The 16,257-nt window shown below is 70.9% G+C and carries 15 protein-coding genes; 4 read left to right on the top strand and 11 right to left on the bottom strand.

All coding sequences use genetic code 11. From position 1 onward, the window contains the following. Nucleotides 1–3 precede the first annotated feature (3 nt). The 5 genes from ACGF3C_RS22600 to ACGF3C_RS22580 all read right to left on the bottom strand — a co-directional run bounded on the left by ACGF3C_RS22600 (nucleotide 4) and on the right by ACGF3C_RS22580 (nucleotide 5,968). Nucleotides 4–708, bottom strand: coding sequence for a DUF899 domain-containing protein (locus ACGF3C_RS22600; RefSeq protein WP_357222103.1), 705 nt, complete (start codon nucleotides 706–708; stop codon nucleotides 4–6). Next, the gene (gene cmdF, locus ACGF3C_RS22595; RefSeq protein WP_357222101.1) at nucleotides 692–2,299 is read right to left on the bottom strand and encodes a tyrosine 2,3-aminomutase; all 1,608 of its coding nucleotides are present in this window, start codon (nucleotides 2,297–2,299) and stop codon (nucleotides 692–694) included. Before cmdF ends, ACGF3C_RS22600 begins: the two co-directional genes overlap by 17 nt. Continuing rightward, nucleotides 2,296–3,867: an AMP-binding protein gene (locus ACGF3C_RS22590; RefSeq protein ID WP_357222099.1), complete on the bottom strand. Its 1,572-nt coding sequence runs from the start codon at nucleotides 3,865–3,867 to the stop codon at nucleotides 2,296–2,298. Before ACGF3C_RS22590 ends, cmdF begins: the two co-directional genes overlap by 4 nt. Nucleotides 3,868–3,905: 38 nt before the next feature. Further along, entirely contained in the window at nucleotides 3,906–5,096 is a 1,191-nt protein-coding gene (locus tag ACGF3C_RS22585) for a cytochrome P450 (protein WP_393224878.1), read from the bottom strand. A 77-nt stretch (nucleotides 5,097–5,173) separates the two neighbouring features. Beyond that, the gene (locus ACGF3C_RS22580) at nucleotides 5,174–5,968 is read right to left on the bottom strand and encodes a TIGR03084 family metal-binding protein (RefSeq protein ID WP_357222095.1); all 795 of its coding nucleotides are present in this window, start codon (nucleotides 5,966–5,968) and stop codon (nucleotides 5,174–5,176) included. A 351-nt stretch (nucleotides 5,969–6,319) separates the two neighbouring features. On the opposite strand from ACGF3C_RS22580, the gene ACGF3C_RS22575 reads away from it, so the two are divergent. Further along, nucleotides 6,320–6,514 (top strand): DNA-binding protein, encoded by a 195-nt coding sequence (locus tag ACGF3C_RS22575; RefSeq protein ID WP_355008720.1) that lies wholly within the window; start codon nucleotides 6,320–6,322, stop codon nucleotides 6,512–6,514. Nucleotides 6,515–6,678: 164 nt separating this feature from the next. After that, entirely contained in the window at nucleotides 6,679–7,878 is a 1,200-nt protein-coding gene (locus tag ACGF3C_RS22570) for an FAD-dependent oxidoreductase (RefSeq protein ID WP_393224874.1), read from the top strand. On the opposite strand, the gene ACGF3C_RS22565 is transcribed toward ACGF3C_RS22570, so the two are convergent. Then, a complete protein-coding gene (locus ACGF3C_RS22565) occupies nucleotides 7,865–8,917 on the bottom strand; it encodes an LLM class F420-dependent oxidoreductase (RefSeq protein ID WP_357228425.1) in 1,053 nt (350 codons plus the stop codon). The genes ACGF3C_RS22570 and ACGF3C_RS22565 overlap by 14 nt on opposite strands. 224 nt (nucleotides 8,918–9,141) lie before the next feature. On the opposite strand from ACGF3C_RS22565, the gene ACGF3C_RS22560 reads away from it, so the two are divergent. Next, nucleotides 9,142–9,591, top strand: coding sequence for an SCP2 sterol-binding domain-containing protein (locus ACGF3C_RS22560; RefSeq protein ID WP_357204124.1), 450 nt, complete (start codon nucleotides 9,142–9,144; stop codon nucleotides 9,589–9,591). Nucleotides 9,592–9,659: 68 nt separating this feature from the next. After that, on the top strand, nucleotides 9,660–9,941 hold the full coding sequence (locus tag ACGF3C_RS22555) for a hypothetical protein (RefSeq protein WP_357228420.1): 282 nt from the start codon (nucleotides 9,660–9,662) through the stop codon (nucleotides 9,939–9,941). Between the two features lie 162 nt (nucleotides 9,942–10,103). On the opposite strand, the gene ACGF3C_RS22550 is transcribed toward ACGF3C_RS22555, so the two are convergent. From ACGF3C_RS22550 to ACGF3C_RS22530, 5 genes are all read right to left on the bottom strand, one after another. Then, a complete protein-coding gene (locus ACGF3C_RS22550; RefSeq protein WP_393224869.1) occupies nucleotides 10,104–10,874 on the bottom strand; it encodes a MerR family transcriptional regulator in 771 nt (256 codons plus the stop codon). A 164-nt stretch (nucleotides 10,875–11,038) separates the two neighbouring features. Next, nucleotides 11,039–11,875, bottom strand: a complete 837-nt coding sequence (locus ACGF3C_RS22545; RefSeq protein ID WP_355008726.1) for an AraC family transcriptional regulator — start codon at nucleotides 11,873–11,875, stop codon at nucleotides 11,039–11,041. Between the two features lie 1,008 nt (nucleotides 11,876–12,883). Then, a complete protein-coding gene (locus ACGF3C_RS22540; protein ID WP_393224864.1) occupies nucleotides 12,884–13,984 on the bottom strand; it encodes a carboxymuconolactone decarboxylase family protein in 1,101 nt (366 codons plus the stop codon). 59 nt (nucleotides 13,985–14,043) lie between these two features. Next, nucleotides 14,044–15,678 (bottom strand): GMC family oxidoreductase, encoded by a 1,635-nt coding sequence (locus ACGF3C_RS22535; RefSeq protein ID WP_357221877.1) that lies wholly within the window; start codon nucleotides 15,676–15,678, stop codon nucleotides 14,044–14,046. Next, the gene (locus ACGF3C_RS22530) at nucleotides 15,675–16,244 is read right to left on the bottom strand and encodes a DUF5987 family protein (RefSeq protein ID WP_357196735.1); all 570 of its coding nucleotides are present in this window, start codon (nucleotides 16,242–16,244) and stop codon (nucleotides 15,675–15,677) included. The genes ACGF3C_RS22535 and ACGF3C_RS22530 overlap by 4 nt, the downstream gene beginning before the upstream one ends. Between the last annotated feature and the right edge of the window lie 13 nt (nucleotides 16,245–16,257).

The following is a 16,257-nucleotide window of genomic DNA, read 5'->3' as shown; positions in this document are numbered from 1 at the left end:
CGCTCACCACCTCTCGTAGTCGTCGTGGTGGCGGACCCAGTCCATCTTGTCCTCCAGGTGATCTTCCTGGCGACCCAGCGGGGTGAGGTCGAGGTAGTTGTAGGTGTTGTTGAGCAGGTCGCTACCGCGCCGGTAGGTGGAGTAGGCGTAGCGCACCACGTCGCCCTCGCGCAGGAACGTGCTGACGCCGGGCATCTCCGGCTCCGGGTCGTCGTCGTCGAGGCGCACGTGGAAGTCCTCGTAGAACGTGGTGCCGTGGCAGGAGACGAACGGCACGGTCCAGCCCATCCGCTTGACGAACTGCTCCGTCTCCGCTGGCGGCTCCGGTGACACCACCACCAGCGTGGTGTCCCGTGCGTGCAGGTGTGCCAGGTGACCGATGTTGTCCACCCAGAACGAGCAGATCGGACACCAGCCGTACCCTTCCAACGAACCCATGAAGTGGTACGTGATGAGCTGGCGCCGGCCCTCGAACAGGTCGAGCAGACTCAGCCGGCGCCCGCCCGGGGCGATGAAGGTGTAGTCCGTGTCGACGGTCAGCAGGGGCAGCGCCTGCCGCTCCCGGGTCACCGCGTCGCGGGCCCGGGTCAGTTCCTTCTCCCGCTCCAGCAGCGCCTTACGGGCGGCCAGCCACTGAGCCCGGTCGGCCGGGGCCGGCGTGGTGGTGGCGGCGGCCCTGCCCGTAGCCCCGTCAGCGCAGCACGACATCGGCGCGCTCCAGCTCCGTCAGGAACACCCCGCGCGACAGCGCCTCGGCGGTCCGCTCGATGTCGTCGGACATGTAGCGGTCCTCGCTCAGCGTGGACACGAGGCCGCGGACGGTGTCATAGGTGGCCCGGGCGGCCGGGCTCAGCCCGTCGGGCCCACCCCGCAGGTCCACCGCCTGCGCCGCGGCCAGGAACTCCACGGCGAGGATGCGGTCGTTGTTCTCCAGCACCCGCCGGGCGTTGCGGGCGGCGATCAGGCCCATGCTGACCACGTCCTGGTTGTCGCCGTTGGACGGCACGCTCTGGGTGCTGGCCGGCCCGATGGTGCGGTTCTCCGCGACCAGCGCGGTGGCCGGGTACTGCGCGCCGGCGAAGCCGCTGTTCAGGCCGGGGTCGCCGGCCACGAGGAACTCCGGCAGCCCGTCGCTGAGATGCCGGTTCAGCAGTCGGTTGGTGCGCCGCTCGGAGAACACCCCGAGCTGGGTGAGCGCGATGGTCAGGAAGTCCATCACGAAGGCGATCGGCTGGCCGTGGAAGTTGGCGCCGTGGAAAACCTCCTTGCCAACGAAGAACAGGGGGTTGTCGTTGGCCGAGTTGACCTCGGTCTCCAGCTTCTCCATGGCGTGGTACACGGTGTCCCGGACGGCGCCCACCACCTGCGGGATGGCCCGCAGCGTGTACGCCTTCTGCATGTAGATCTCCGTACGGGAGACGCCGTTCGCGGCCCGCTCGGTCGCCTGCAGCTGCCGGCGCAGGTCCTCGTGCTCCAGCGCCAACCCGCTGCCCCGCATCAGGGCCCGCATGTTCGCCGCGGTGTCGATCTGGCCGCGGTGCGGACGCGCGATGTCGTGGCCCTCGGCGAGGAACGGACTGGTTGACGCACGCATCGTCTCCAACACCAGCGCGGTGACGACCTCCGCCTGGCGAACCTGGTCGAGCGCGCGTTTGGCCACCAGGCAGCCCAGGCCGGTCATGCCCGAGGTGCCGTTGATCAGTGAGAGGCCCTCCTTGAAGCGGAGCTCCAGCGGCTCGATGCCGAGCTTGCGCAACACCGGGCCGGTCGGCACGCGGCTACCACCACGCAGCAGATAACCCTCGCCGATGAGGGTGGAAGCGATGTGTGCCAGCGGAGCCAGGTCACCGCTGGCTCCCAGCGAGCCGATCTGCGGGATGGCCGGCGTCAGGCCCTCGTTCAGATACAGCGCCAGCCGCTCCAGCACCTCGGGGCGGACCGCGGAATATCCCTTGGCGAGGGCGTTGAGCCGGGCCGCCACGATCGCCCGGGCCTCGTCCTCGGCGAAGTCCGGCCCCACGCCGGCGCTGTGACTGCGCACGAGGTTGGTCTGGAGCTCGACCTCCTTCGAGGTGTCGACGAGCATGTAGACCATCTCGCCGTAACCGGTGGTGACGCCGTACACCGGCTCACCGCGTCGTACGGTGTCCTCGAACATGGCCCGGCTGCTGGCCGCACGGCCCAGCGCGTCCCGGTTCACGCCGCAGCGGACGCGGTCCACCGCGACCTTCCACACATCGGGCACGCCGACGGTCTCGCCGTCGAAGTCGACGGTCGTCTGGGTCTCGACAAGGGTCACAGTGCACACTCCATCGGATCGCGGTGTTTCGTTCTTCCGGTACGGAGGCCGGCCAGGGCGCGCCGGTCGACCTTGCCGCCGGTGTTGCGCGGCAGGGAATCCACGGTGGTGAAGGTGACCGGCAGGACGGGATCGCCGAACCGGCGGCGCAGTGCCGAGCGCCAGTGGTCCGGGGTCCCGCCTGGGCCGGGTACGACGTAGGCGTCGAGGCGGACGACCAGGCCGTCGTAGCCGGTCACGGGCACCACGGCGCAGGCGGCCACGGCTTCGTCCGCGGACAGAGCGGCCTCGACGTCGGCGAGCTCGATGCGGACGCCGTACATCTTGATCTGCAAATCCCGGCGGCCGTGAAACTCCAGCACACCGTCCGGGCGCCACCGGCCGAGGTCACCGGTCCGGTAGTGCGGGGTGACGCCGTCGACGCCGGCCGGCGGGTGAAACACCCCGTTGTCCGCGGCCGCCGCCCCCACGTACCCGGTGGTGACGTACCGGCTGCGGATCACCAGGTGACCGATCTCGCCCGGCGGGCACGGGCGGTCGCGGTCGTCCAGCACGAGCAGGTCCCGTCCGGGGATGGGCCGACCGATCGCGACGGTGCCGGGACCGGTGTCCGCGACGGACACCTCGTGCCAGGTGGCGAGGATGGTCTCGGTCGGTCCGTACAGGTTGACGAGCCTGGTCCGCGGCAGCCGCGCCCGGAGCTGGCGGGCGAGCGGGCCAGGCAGCGCCTCGCCGGCGAGCAGCAGGGCGGCCAGCCGGGTCGACGCCGGATCGCCGTCGAGCAGCGGCTCCAGCTCACGGGCGAAGCTCGGCACGGTCTGGAGCACTGTCACGCGCTCACGTGACAGCCACGGCACCAGGCGATCCGGGTCCGCGCGTATTCGCCACGGCACCGGGCACACCGTGGCGCCCCCGCGCAGGGCCGCGAACACCTCGACGAGGCAGGCGTCGTAGCCGGGTGCCGCCCACTGCGCCAGCCGGGTGCCGGCACCGATGCCGAACTCGGCGGCGAACCATCCGGTGAACTGGGCCAGCGCGGCGTGGGTCTGCCGGATGCCCTTGGGTCGACCGGTGGTGCCGGACGTGTACGCCACGTAGGCGGTCGCGTCCGGAGCGACGGCGGACACCGTGGTGTCGGTGGCGCCGGGGATCCCGGCGAGGTCCAGCACGGGCACGCCGCTCGCGTCGACCGCCCGGCGTACCGGATCGTCCGGGTCCGAGTCGGTGAGTACGCACGCCGGCCCCAGATCGGCGAGCGCGGCGTGCGCGGTCCCGGTGCCGGCGAGGCACACCATCGGCGCCCCCGAACCGAGCGCGCCGACGAGTGCGACGACCAGGTCCGCGCCGGGGGACGCGAGCACTGCCACCGGTCGTCCAGGCCCGGCACCGTACGCCCGTACCGCCGCCCGCACACCGGCCGCGCGGCGTGCCAGCTCGCCGTAGGTGAGCTCGACGTCGCCGTCCGACACGGCGATCGCTTCGGGATGCCGCCGGGCCTGCGCCCGGATCAGGTCGGCCACGGTCGGGCCGGCCTCGGCCGGCTCCAGACCCTGGGTGTTCGCGGTCACGCCTCCTCCTTTCCAGATCGGTTGGGGCGACGGGGAGATCAGCGCAGCCGCACGGGCAGCGCGTTCAGGCCGTGCATGACGACGCTCGCCCGCCAGGCCAGCGATTCGGCCGGGTTGGCCAGCCGCAGGTGCGGATAGCGGCGCACCAGCGCGCGGATGGCGATCGTCGCGTCCAGCCGGGCCAGCGGCGCGCCGATGCAGTGGTGCAGTCCGTGCCCGAACGCCACGTGCGCGTTCTGCGGCCGGTCGACGCGTAGCGTGGCCGGCTCGGCGAACCGCTCCGGATCGCGATTGGCCGCCAGCAGCGAGACCAGCACCACCGCGCCGGTCGGTATGGTGGCCCCGCCGACAGTCACCGGCTGCCGCGCCCGCCGGGCGGCCACCTGCACGGGACTCTCGTACCGGAGAACCTCCTCCACGGCGTCCGCCACCAGGTCCGGATCGGCGCGCAGCCGCTCGAGCTGCGGGCGGTCGGTCAGCAGCGCCAGCATCGCGTTGCCGATCAGGTTGACGGTGGTTTCGTGTCCGGCGATCAGCAGAAGGAACACCATGGAGGTGAGCTCGTCCTCGGTGAGCCGGTCACCGCCGTCCCGCACCGATGCCAGGGCGGAGAGGAGGTCGTCACCCGGCGCGCGGCGTTTGTCGCGCAGCAGGCCCTGGGCGTAGTCCAGCATCTCCCCGGCGGCCGCCTCCAGTTCGGCGAGGCTCAGCGCGCTCGCCGTCAGTGTGGTCGTCCAGCGGTGGAAGGCGGCGTCGTCGGACTCGGGGATGCCGAGCAGCCCGCCGAGCACCCGGATGGGCAGCGGCAACGCGTACGCCGCGACGAGGTCGACCTCGTCCTCGCCGGCCATCGCATCCAGCAGATCCTCGGCGATCCGCTCGATGCGTGGCCGCATGTCCTCCATCCGGCGCCGGGTGAACGCCGCGGAGATCAGCCTGCGCAGGCGGGTGTGGTCCGGCGGTTCCCGGTTCAGCATGTGATTGTTCATGCCGAGGCGGAGCCGCTCGGAAAGACCGCGCCGGTCGGCTACCGCGCCGGTGCGGCCCTCCAAGCGGGTGTCGGCCAGGCACCGGCGCACCTCGTCGTACCCGACCACCAGCCACGCCGGACCGCCGGACGGCAGCGTCACCCGGTGCACCGGTCCCAGCGCCGCCAGGCGTGCGGATCCGGCGTGCCGCTGTGCCGCGTCGCCCAGCAGGAAGTCCGCGGCGTGCGGCGCGACGGTCATGCCGTCATCCTGGCAACAGCGGGTGTCGCGCAGCGCCTTCGTGGTTGCGCTGCTGGAACGAGGTGCATCCGGCATGATCAGGACCGGCCGAACTGTCCCGGCGTGCGACCCGCACCGGCTGGCCCGCGGTACGCCTGGGCGATGTCCAGCCAGTGCTCGGCGTCGGCCCCCGTCGCGGTCAGGGACAGGTCGTCGCGGTGCCGGCGACGCGTGACGAGCAGGCAGAAGTCCTCGGCCGGCCCGGAGATCCGCTGCTCGGCGTCCTCCGGGCCGAACCGCCAGACGGCGCCGGACGGAGCGGTGAGCGTGTAGCCGAACTCGACGTCGGGGGTCGACTCGCCGCGAGCCTGATAGCCGAAGTCCCAGGTGCGCACCGCGAAGCCGCACAGGAACCGGATCCGGTCCGTCCGCACCTGACGCACGCCGAGCGTGTCGGCGATGTCCTGACCGTGGCCGAACAGCTCCATCATTCCGGCGCAGGCCAGCACCGGCGCGGGCAGTGGCCGCACCAGCCAGGGCACCACTTGACCGTCCGGCACGGCGGCGAGAGCCTTCTCGGCGTTGGTGCGTTCCTCCCGCCACCGGTTGAGCAGGACGTGCGGCGGGTCGGAGAGATAGGCCGACAGCGCGACGTCGACGTTGCGGTCGAAGTCACCGCTCATCGTCGCGACGCGGGCGCGGAAGCCGTCCGGGTCCGCGGCGGCGAAACCGGCCAGCCGGAATGTCGCGGCCAGGTGGGCCACCTGATGGGCGATGGTCCAACCGGGAGCCGGGGTGTCCAGCTTCCACTGTGTGTCGTCCAGGCCGGCGAGCAGCCGGTCCAGCTCGTCACCGTCAGCGGTCAGGGCGGGGATCGGGTCGGGTCCGGTCACCGTGAAGTCCTCTCGATCGGGCGTACGGATGGCGTCGGGCCGGTGCGAGCCGGGCGGCGGTGTGTGGCCTGGATCGGCGTCGGTTCTCTGCAGGCGGGGCCCGTGCGCCAATCCCCGGAAAACGTCTCCATGGTCGACCTCGCACGGAGGGTGATGCACCTTCGTCAGTGCGCTGCGGGGCAGTGTGGATCTTCGCCGCCGGGATGTTCAGGGCGACTGCGCACGAACGCGTACGCGTGGCGCGGGTGGCGACTCACCGGGACCGGAACGTTTCCGGACCGTCTTCGCACCGCCACTGGGGCACCATGAACGCCGGACGGGCGCGTCCAAAGAACCGAAGGGAGTCACACGATGGCGCAAGGCACTGATCTGCCGAGCTCACTGGGCAAGCCCGCGCTGCGGGCGCTCGAGGGTGCCGGCTACACCAAGCTGGAGCAGTTCACCAAGATCAGCGAGTCCGAGGTCAAGGAGCTGCACGGGATGGGGCCCAAAGCCCTGAGCACGCTCAAGTCCTCGATGAAGGCGAAGGGCCTCTCCTTCAAATGAACCGTGACGACCGGGTGGGTGGCTGTTCGCCACCCACCCGGTCTCGTCGTAACGGGCACCCGCCACAGCACTTTGGAAGACGGCATCTGATGGGAAACGGGTACGAAGGCCACACACCAGCTCCATCGCGAGGCAGCGTGGGGCGTCGACCCGGAGGAAGCGGCATGACACAGGCCAGAACAGCCATGATCATCGGTAGCGGCATCGCCGGCAGTGTGGCGGCACTCGCGTTGCACCGGGCAGGCATCGAGCCGACCGTGTTCGAGGCGTACGACCGGCCGTCCGACGATGTCGGCGGCGAGTTGATGCTGGCGCCCAACGGCATCGACGCGCTCGGCATCGTCGGGGTCGAGGACGACGTGCACCGCCTTGGCAGCCCCATCCGCCGTACCGTGATGACGGACGGCCGAGGCCGGCCGTTCGGCGATTTCGAGCACCTGCCCGATCTGCCGCCGAGCCGCGCGGTCAAGCGCGCGGACCTGCAACGACTGCTGCGCGAGCGGACCGAGGCGGCGGGTGTCCGCATCGTCTACGGCCGGCGTCTGGTCGGCGCCACGGACTCGCCGGACAGCATCACCGCCAGCTTCGCCGACGGCAGCAGCGCGACGGCCGACGTCCTGATCGGTGCGGACGGCATCCGATCGGCCGTCCGGCGCCTCATCGACCCGGGCGCACCCACGGCGCAGTACACCGGGATGCTCGGCCTGGGCGGCGCCGTGGAGGTGCCGTCGGTCGGTGAGCCGGGCGTCATGCATCTGGCGAACGGGCACGACGCCTTCTTCGGCCACTGGATCGGATCCGACGGACGCGTCAACTGGTTCAGCAACATCACCAGCGACGAGCCGATGGCGATGTCCGAGGCGCGCCGGGTGCCAGCGGACCGATGGCTGAACCGGTTGCGCCGGGTGCACGCCGAGGACGTACCGGCGCGCGACGTGCTCGACCGGGCCGGGCCGCAGGACGTGTTCCCGTTCGGCGCCATCGAGATCCTGCCCCCGCTGCGGACGTGGTACCGCGGGCGGATGGTGCTGGTCGGGGATGCCGCGCACGCGCCCTCCCCGGTGTCCGGTCAGGGCGCCTCGTTGGCCTCGGAGAGCGCCGTGCAGCTCGCCCGCTGCCTGCGTGATGTGCCCGGGGTGCAGGCGGCGTTCGCCACCTACGAGATGATGCGCCGGCCCCGGGTGGAGAAGATCGCTGCCGATGCCGCGCGCGCCAATCAGGCCAAGGCACCCGGCCCGGTCGCGTACGCGCTCATGCGGCTGCTGGCCCCTGTCGCGCGGCACACCGTGCTGAAGCCCGAGCGGATGTTCGGCCCGGTGCACCGCCACCGGATCGACTGGAACCGGACGGTCACCCCCGCCTGAGCGGCGTCGACCGGTCTGCGGTGTACGCCTCGTGAACCTCCCGCAGGGCACCGATGCCGCCGCCGAAGACGGTGACCGCCAGCTCGGTGACGCCGGCCTCGGCGAACTCGCGGAGCCGCCCGGCGATCCGGTCCACCGGTCCGAGCAGCGACGTACGGTCGACGAAGTCCGCCGGTACGGCGGCGGCCGCCTCGGCGTACCGCTTCGCCAGATACAGCTCCTGGACGTCACGGGCCGCGTCCGCGTAACCCATGCGTGCGGCGAGGAGGTTGTAGAAGTTGCGGTCTCGGCTGCCCATACCGCCGAGATAGAGGGCGACGTGCGCGCGGACCCGGTCGACGCACCGCCCGACGTCGTCGCCGACGGCGAGCGGCACTGACGCGATCACCTCGAACCCGTCCATGGGCCGGCCGGCTCGCTCCCGGCCGGCCCGGACGTGCCGCAACTGCTCGGCCGCGAACTCCGGGCTGAGGAATGCGGCGAGCCAGCCGTCGCCGATCTCCCCGGCCAGTTCCAGGTTGCGCGGGCCGACCGCGGCCAGATAGATCGGCAGGTCCGGGCGGGGCGGATGGACGGTCAGCCGCAGGGCTCTGCCGGCGCCGCCGGCCAGCGGCAGCGGGTAGTGCCGGCCCGGGTGGGCGAGCGGGCGCCGGGACAGGGCGAGGCGGAGCACGTCGACGTACTCACGGGTCCGCCCGAGCGGGTCGGCGAAGGGCACGCCGTGCCATCCCTCGGAGACCTGCGGTCCGGAGACGCCGAGGCCCAGCCGGAACCGACCGCCGGACAGGCGATCGAGGGTCGCGGCGGTCATCGCGGTGAGGGCGGGGCTGCGTCCCGGCATCTGCATGACGGCGGAGCCGATGTTGACGGACCGGGTGTGCGCGGCGATCCAGGTCAGCATCGTCACCGCGTCCGAGCCGTACACCTCCGCCGCCCACACGGTGTGGAAGCCGAGCCGCTCGGCCTCGGCGGCCAGCCGCACCCGGCCGGCGGCATCGCCGGCGCCCACCAGATGTCCCAGATTCAGCGACAGTCGCATCCGACCATCGTGGCGTCGGGTCGCATCGACCGGCATCTCGCGCCGTGCCGTTCCCGCAGCGCAGGGCACCGGCGACGCCCGATCAGACGGGCCCTGCACCTGCGCAGTCTGGGAGGTGCCCCCGGTCGGACTCGGGGCCAGGATGTGTGACGAGAGCAGGGGGGTGGCGATGACCGGAGGGCGCGGAAGTCGCACCGCTGCGGTGGTGAGCTTGGAGGAGTTTGATGTCCATCCACGATTCACGTGTCGAAGCTATGGATCCGGTCGAGTTCGCCCGTCTGGTCAAGCACACTCCGGACGACGAGCTGCGCGAGGTCATGCGCGGTGAGCGGCGTGCCGAAATCCTCGATCACCTGATCGGCGGGATGCAGTCCGCGTTTCGGCCCGAGGTCGCCGGCCGGACCCGGGCGGTGGTGCACTGGCGAATCGGCGATCGACCGGACGGCGGCGTCGACACCTACCAGATGGTCATCGCCGACGGCGTCTGCACTCTGTCGTCCCGCGCCGACGGGCAGCCACAGCTGACCTTGAACCTGGCCGCGGCTGATTTCGTCCACCTGGTCACGGGCAACGCGCACGCGGTGATGCTGGTGATGAAGGGCCGGTTGAAGACCCGAGGTGACCTCGGTCTGACCGCCCGGTTCCCCACCTTCTTCGCCGCCCCCCGGCCCTGAGCGCGCGGCCCGGACCGGGTGGAGGCGTCCGTGTCCATCTGGCGATTCGGCAGGTGAGGAGCGAGAACATGACCGACACCGCTGCGCACGGTGAGGATGGGCGCGATGCCGAGAACTCGGCCGCGGACCCTCGCCACGAGGACCTCGAAGACCCGTGGCGCGGTATCCCGGCCACGCTCCTCGACGGTCCCGGCTACCACATCGGCGGGCCGGTCGGAGACGGGCGAGATGCCCAGCAGACGCTCGGAAACTCTCGCGCCGAGAACGTCGAAGACCGCTGGCGCGGCATTCCGGCCACGCTTCTCGACGGCCCCTTCTACGACGCCGACCCAGCGGGTGACTCCCGATGAACGGCGGGCTCGCGGCGCGCACCGTCAGGCGGTACGACCTCGCCAGGACCCGCGGGCGCCACCGGGTCGCGTACGCCGACTGAGGCGCGCGCACCGCGGCCGGTGCGGGTGTCGCCGCTCTCCCGCCGGGCGACGTGCCTGTGCCCGTCTCCCACGTGCCTCTCAGCTGGCACGGTCGGCCCGGCGGGGAAGCTTTTGGGGCACCCCGGTCGCCGGGTCGCCGGCGTGCCGCGTGCCGTTCGCCGGCGGCGCGTCGGTGGCGGGGGAGCGGCCGTGCGTCGACGGGGCCGCGCCGGACGTGTCGGCCGGTCTGCCGAAACGCTGGGTGACCAGGTGCTCCTGGGCCATCCCGCGCAGCGCGGCGAGCGCCGCGTCGAGCAGCACCGCGCGGGCCACCGCGGCGGCCCGCTCCACTTCCATGTCGTCGCGCGGAAGCAGACTGAGCTCGCGGTCCGCGGACTGTTCCGCGAGTTGTGCGTACGGATGGAAGAACTCGGTGCCGTGGCTGCAGCCGAGCTGGCGCAGAGCTGCGAGGACATGGGCCAGCCGGTTCCGACCCGGGACGTCGTCGCCCACCTGCCAGCCCAGCTCGTTGATGAGGCGGTCGACCTCGGTGCGCTCGGCCGTCACGTCGTTGACGGCCTTGGATTTGTCGAGGTCCGGGTACACCACCCGGTTGGCGGTCCGGTACAGCCCGGGAAGTGGGAGGTCGTCGTCCTCGATGGCCGTGAGCAGTTCCATCACTGTGGACAGCTCAAGCTGGCCGATGCCGGTCATCGCTCGGATGAAGAGCAGGCGCCGTCGGTGCGCCTCGCCGTACTGCGCCTGGTTGCGGCCAGTCAGTCGGCCCGGTGGGACGAGGCCCTCCCGAAGATAGAACTTGATTGTTGCGACGGGCACGCCGGTGTAGCGGCTCAGGTCAGAGATGCGCATCGAGTTCCCCCAGCTGGTCAACACAGCCCCGCGGTGCGATTCTCCCACGTAGAAAGGGTGGAGATTGATGGCGATCCCATGGCACGCTCGTGGCGGAAGCGTTCGGGCCGTCACCGCGTCGCGGCTGTGGCCCGTGTGGGACCGGCGGTCAGGCAGTCAGGCAGTCAGGCAGCGGTACGGTCGGACTCGCGGAGCTTCGTGATCATTACGGGCGCGGCGCTCAGGGGCGTCTCGGCGGCCTGCTGTTCCGCCGCGACCCGGGCCAACGCGAGCTTTCGGCTGTCCATCAGGGCCAGTAGCACGGGCGGATCGATGCTCTGGATCGGCTGCAGGTCGAGGTCCACCCGGATGTCGGAGTTCCAAGAGACCGTGAGAGGCCCCTCCGAGGCCACCGCGATCGGTCGGTTCGCCTCGTCGGGACGCCCGCCCGCGTTGGTGTCGACGGCTTGAGCGAGCAGGTACCAGGTGCCCGGCGGCACCGTGTCGAAGTGGAAGTAGCCGCCGTCGGGTAGCACCGCGCAGCGCACCGGACGACCCTCGGGGATGCGGTCCGTGAAGAGGCCGACGAAGACCGGCCCGTTCGGCCGGCCCGGCTGCGAGGGGATGCGGCCGTGCACCCGAGCCTCGGAGAGCGGGGCCGGTTCCGGGTCGGTCGCGATCTGCGGGGCGTAGCCGGCGCGGCGCCGGTAGGTGGTCGGCGACATGCCGACGCTGCGGGTGAACCGCGAGCTGAAGGTGCCGACGCTGTTGTAGCCCACCCGGAGGCTGATGTCGGCGACGTTGAGTGTGGTGGAGATCAGCAGCTGTTTGGCGCGTTGCAGACGCAGCGCGGACAGGAAACGGCCCGGGGAGACCCCGGTGGTCCGCTGGAAGATCCTGGTGAAGTGGAACTTGCTGAACATGGCAGCCCTGGCCATGTCGTCGACGGTGAGCTGCTCGCCGAGGTTCTCTCGCATGGTGCTGATCGCACGATTCACTGCCTGCTTGGTCGATTCCTCCATGATGCCTCCCCCTGACCCGTCCGGCGATTTTTCGTACTAGGTGGTAATAATTGTCGTGTAAAGCATCGCGGTTTTGGTCCCATCGAGCGCTGTAGTGATGCATATGATTGCGCTGGTATGCCCTACTGCCTCACTCCCGCCGCCCCGAAGGGCTCCGCTTCCGGTCGAGGCTAGCCCAGCCCAGAGCGATTGACAATACTGCTGATCATCGAGGGCAATAGACCGCAATCGTGAAGAGAGGAGCGCCTTGAGCAGTGCTTTCGACACTCATATGGAGCTTGACGGTCATGCATGCGGATAGCGGTGCGACCCACTTTCCACGGGGGGTGCCGAAAGCGGTCAATTTGGAAACTGGTCACGGATACGGTGCCCCTGGGCTGCGGTTTGACGCGAAACGTCGGTAATTGTCGATCATGTACCCGGCCGTTTGGCTACCTTCAGTGAATCTGGCGCTTTGCCGACTGAAAAAGATTATTGACCGGAGCGATGAGCGGAAGGTAGGATTATTTGCTCACGCTGTTAACCGAATTTAATGCAATGCATAGTCAGAGTTTCCCGGATTGCCAATAGTCGTTTCTCTCTTAAAGAGAATGACTATCTGAATTTCTCGGGCCAGGGTTGCGTGGTCAATTTCCTTCAATTCTCAATCGGGTGCCGAGTGTGTGGATCAGCCGCTCGTCGCGCTGGTTCTAGATCGGGCCCGGATGGTCAGTCGGGACGGATTCCAAAAATCGCCGCCCGACCCGCTGAACAACAGGAGAAATGACAGTGGAATCCCGTCGGCCGCACCGCCTCTTGCCACCCGGCACGGTCCCTACCAGGATGGGGGCGAGGGTTGCCTGACCGACCCCTTTCGAGTATCCCGTCGGTGGGACACCCGTGTGAGACACACCCGAGGGGCGCGTCCTCCTACTCAGGAAGACGTACGACATGGGCCGCGTCGTTGCCACCTGAAGCCGCGGCCGGCGACATCCAGGAGCCGTCGGGCGGGCCGTACGCCCTCCGGGATCAGCCGATGGTGCGCCGGCTCCAGCCCGCCGTCGGAGCCGGCGCCACCCGAAGGGCGCGTGCGCCCAGGTGACGGGCGGCGGTGAGGCTCGACCAGGCGGCCAGTTCGACGAGGCCGCGGTCGTCGTACCCCTGGGCGCGTACCCGGTCGACATCGGCGGCGGTGACCCGGTAGGAGGCGAACGCCACCAGCAACGCCAGACGCCCCGCCGGGCGGTCCGACTCCGGCAGGCCCGCGACGCACTCGTCGAGCCAACGAAGTCGCAGGGCGGCCGGGCGCGCGTCCAGGCCGGACGGGGGCGCGCCAAGGCGAGGGAGCTGCGCCGTCAACAGCCGGCGTACCGGTGCCGGGACGGTGCGTTCGCCTGCCGCGTCGACCACCGCTGCGGACCGCGCGAACGCCGCCACCAGGTGCGGCCGGTCGCCGGTCCAGGACAGGTCCGGCGGCACCGTCGCCGGAGGCAGCAGACCCGGGGACTCGCCCGGGACCACGGTCCTGCCGGCCAGCCCGGCCAGGATCCGGGCCGCACCCCGCCGCAGCACCGCCGCGACCGGGCCGGGCACCGGCGGCAGGGGCGAGTCCGGCAGGAAGACGTTGACCATCCGGTTCAGGTAGTGGAACACCACAGCGACGCCGACGAGTTCGGGACCGTGCTCGGGCGGGAACGGCGGCGGCCCGCCGTGGGCGGCCCAGCCGGCCAGCTCACGCAGCCGCGGGTCCCGCAGAGCGGCCAACTGCCCGGTCAGCATGGCGGCGGCGTCCGGGCCGCTCAGCAGACCGGCGAGGGTGCCACCGTGCACGTCCACGCAGTACGGGCAACGGTTGGCCTGGGAAACCCCGGCGGCCACCACCTCCCGGGCCTCCCGGCCCGTCTGCCCGGACGCCAGCAGCGCCTCGCGCAGCATGGTCCAGGCCGCGGCGAGCACGACCGGAGAGGCCGCGTGCAGCGCCACCGGCGGTGCGAGCATCCCGAAGTCCCGTTCGATCTGCTGGTAAACGGCCGCCACCGGGCCGTCGGCCCGGCTCGGCGCGACCGGCGCGACGTGCCGGAGTTGCAACGCCGTGGCGGGTCGAGCGACCCTCGCGATGAGCTTTCGCACCGATTCCCCCTCGGAAGAACAGGCGCCGGCCGGCGCCCGGCCGGCCGACGCCCGACTGTTCAGCGGGCGAACACCGCCCGGCGGCCGGCGGTCTCGCCGTCCGGCGACGGCGCCCCGTAGGTGACGGAGACCCCCCGCTCCTGCGCGGCCCGAATGATGCCCGGCATGGCGCGTTCGGCAAGGGCGGCGATCGTGAACGCCGGGTTCACCGTGAGCGCACCGGGGACCGCCGATCCGTCGGTGACGAAGATTCCGGGGTGTCCGCGCAGCTCGTGCCGGTCGTCCAGCGCCGAGGTGGCCGGGTCGTCGCCGATCCGGCAGGACGCCAACGGGTGCACCGTGTACGCGCCGACCAGGTCGTTCGTCCACGGCTCAACCCGGGCCAGCCCGTCGCGTTCCAGGATGTCCTTGATGTCGGCGTCGGCAAGCGACCAGCCCCGCCGGGTGTTCGCGGTGGGCCGGTAGCTCAGCGGACCGTGCCCCAGCATCTGCTGCGAGAAGCGGTGCGCGTTGCCGGTCTCCGGCGGTGGTCCGAAGACGCCCTCGTTGTCGTCCTCGGACATGATGAAGATCGTCAGCCAGGACCGCCAGCGGCGCAGCATCTCCTTCTTGTCCACCCCGAACCAGGTCGGGCCGCTGGCGTCGGGTGCCTGCGCCAGGATGGTGCCCAGCCCCGGCGGGAAGTAGAGCTGCTCCAGTGAGTAGCGCTCGAACTCGGGCAGGTTGCCGTCGAGCCGGTCCCAACTGGCCACCGTCGGGCCGCGCCCGATCTGGTACGCCTCATAGGCTCGCCCGTCCGGTCGGGACAGCCCGAGCACGTCTCGGATCCGGTCCTCGTCGAAGACGGCGGTGTTCAGTCGCTCCCCGTTGCCGGAGAAGTAGCGCCCCACCGCGTGCGGCATGGTGCCCAGCCCGGGTTCCGACCGTTGCAGGATCACCGGTGTGGCACCGGCACCCGCCGCGACGATGACGAGCTTCGCGTCGATCGCACCTTCGTCGTGCAGGATCCGGTAGTCCTCGCCGTCCACGATCCGGTAGTGCACCCGGTAGCCGCCGTCGTCGTTACGGGAGATCTGCTGCACCTCGTGCAGCGGCCGGATCTCCGCGCCGTGGGCGAGCGCCGCCGGCAGGTAGTTCAGCAGCAGCGATCGCTTGGCGTCGAACCGGCAGCCGGACATCATCCAGTTGCAGTTGGTGCACATGTCCACGTCGACGGCGGACGGCGCCGGGTTGGCGGTGCGCCCGGCGTGCCGACAGGCCGCGCCGAACAGGCCACCGGCGTACGGGATCTTGTCCCAGGTCTGCCGGGTGATCGGCAGTGCCTCGGCGACCCGGTCGTACCAGGGTTCGAGGGCGTCCCGGCTGATCGAGCTGGGCCACATCCGGCGGCCGATGCTGCCGCGTCGCTCGAAGACGAAGCGCGGCGCGCGCGGCATGGTGGCGAAGTAGACAACGCTTCCGCCGCCGACACAGTTGCCGCCGAGCACACTCATGCCGTCGCCGACCACGAAGTCGAAGACCCGGGTGTACGACGAGCCGAGCAGGAAGTCGTGGTCGAACTCCTCGCCGCGCAGCCATGGGCCGCGCTCCAGGACGGTCACGCGGGCACCGCCCGCGGCGAGGTGGTACGCGGGGATCGCCCCGCCGAAGCCGCTGCCGATGATGAGAACGTCGGTCGATTCGATGCTGGTCATGCGGGGCTGCCCGTCGCCGTCGTGTCGGGGTGGAGGTCGGCCAGTTGCCGGCCGTAGGAGAAGGACTCGAACCGCCAGATGCCGTCGGCCTGCGGCTGTTCGTAGCCGATGGTGAGCAGACCCGGGTGGCCGGCGGCCAGCGCGGCGGGCGTGCTGAGGTGGGCGGCGCTGTCGAAGGCCATGTTGCTGAACAGGGCCAGGCCCACCCACATCTGCTTTTCCGGGTGATCCGGTTGGGTGAGGTCGGCGACCAGGGCGGTGCGGTGGTCGAACGGCAGCGCCACGAACGGCGGCACCGTCGGGTCCAGCGTCAGGTCGCGGCCGGCGGCGTACTCCCGTGCGTGGTCGTTGAGGGAGAACACCAGGGAGTCCAGCCCTTCGGCCAGACCGCCGGCCGGGTTCTCGAGAAGCTCGACCGCACCGGCCGCCACCGCACCACCGCCGGCTGACACCCCGGCCACGCTGCGGTCCCCGGGAAACCGTTTCTCGCCGGGAATGATGGTGTCCGCGAACGCCTCTAGCACGAGCGTCCGATCCGGATTGCGCTCGGATTCGTCGGGCTGCACCGCATCGCCTCCT

The sequence above is a fragment of the Micromonospora sp. NPDC047762 genome (assembly GCF_043204655.1).
Taxonomy (GTDB): domain Bacteria; phylum Actinomycetota; class Actinomycetes; order Mycobacteriales; family Micromonosporaceae; genus Micromonospora.
This window is presented reverse-complemented; position numbering and strand designations above follow the sequence as displayed.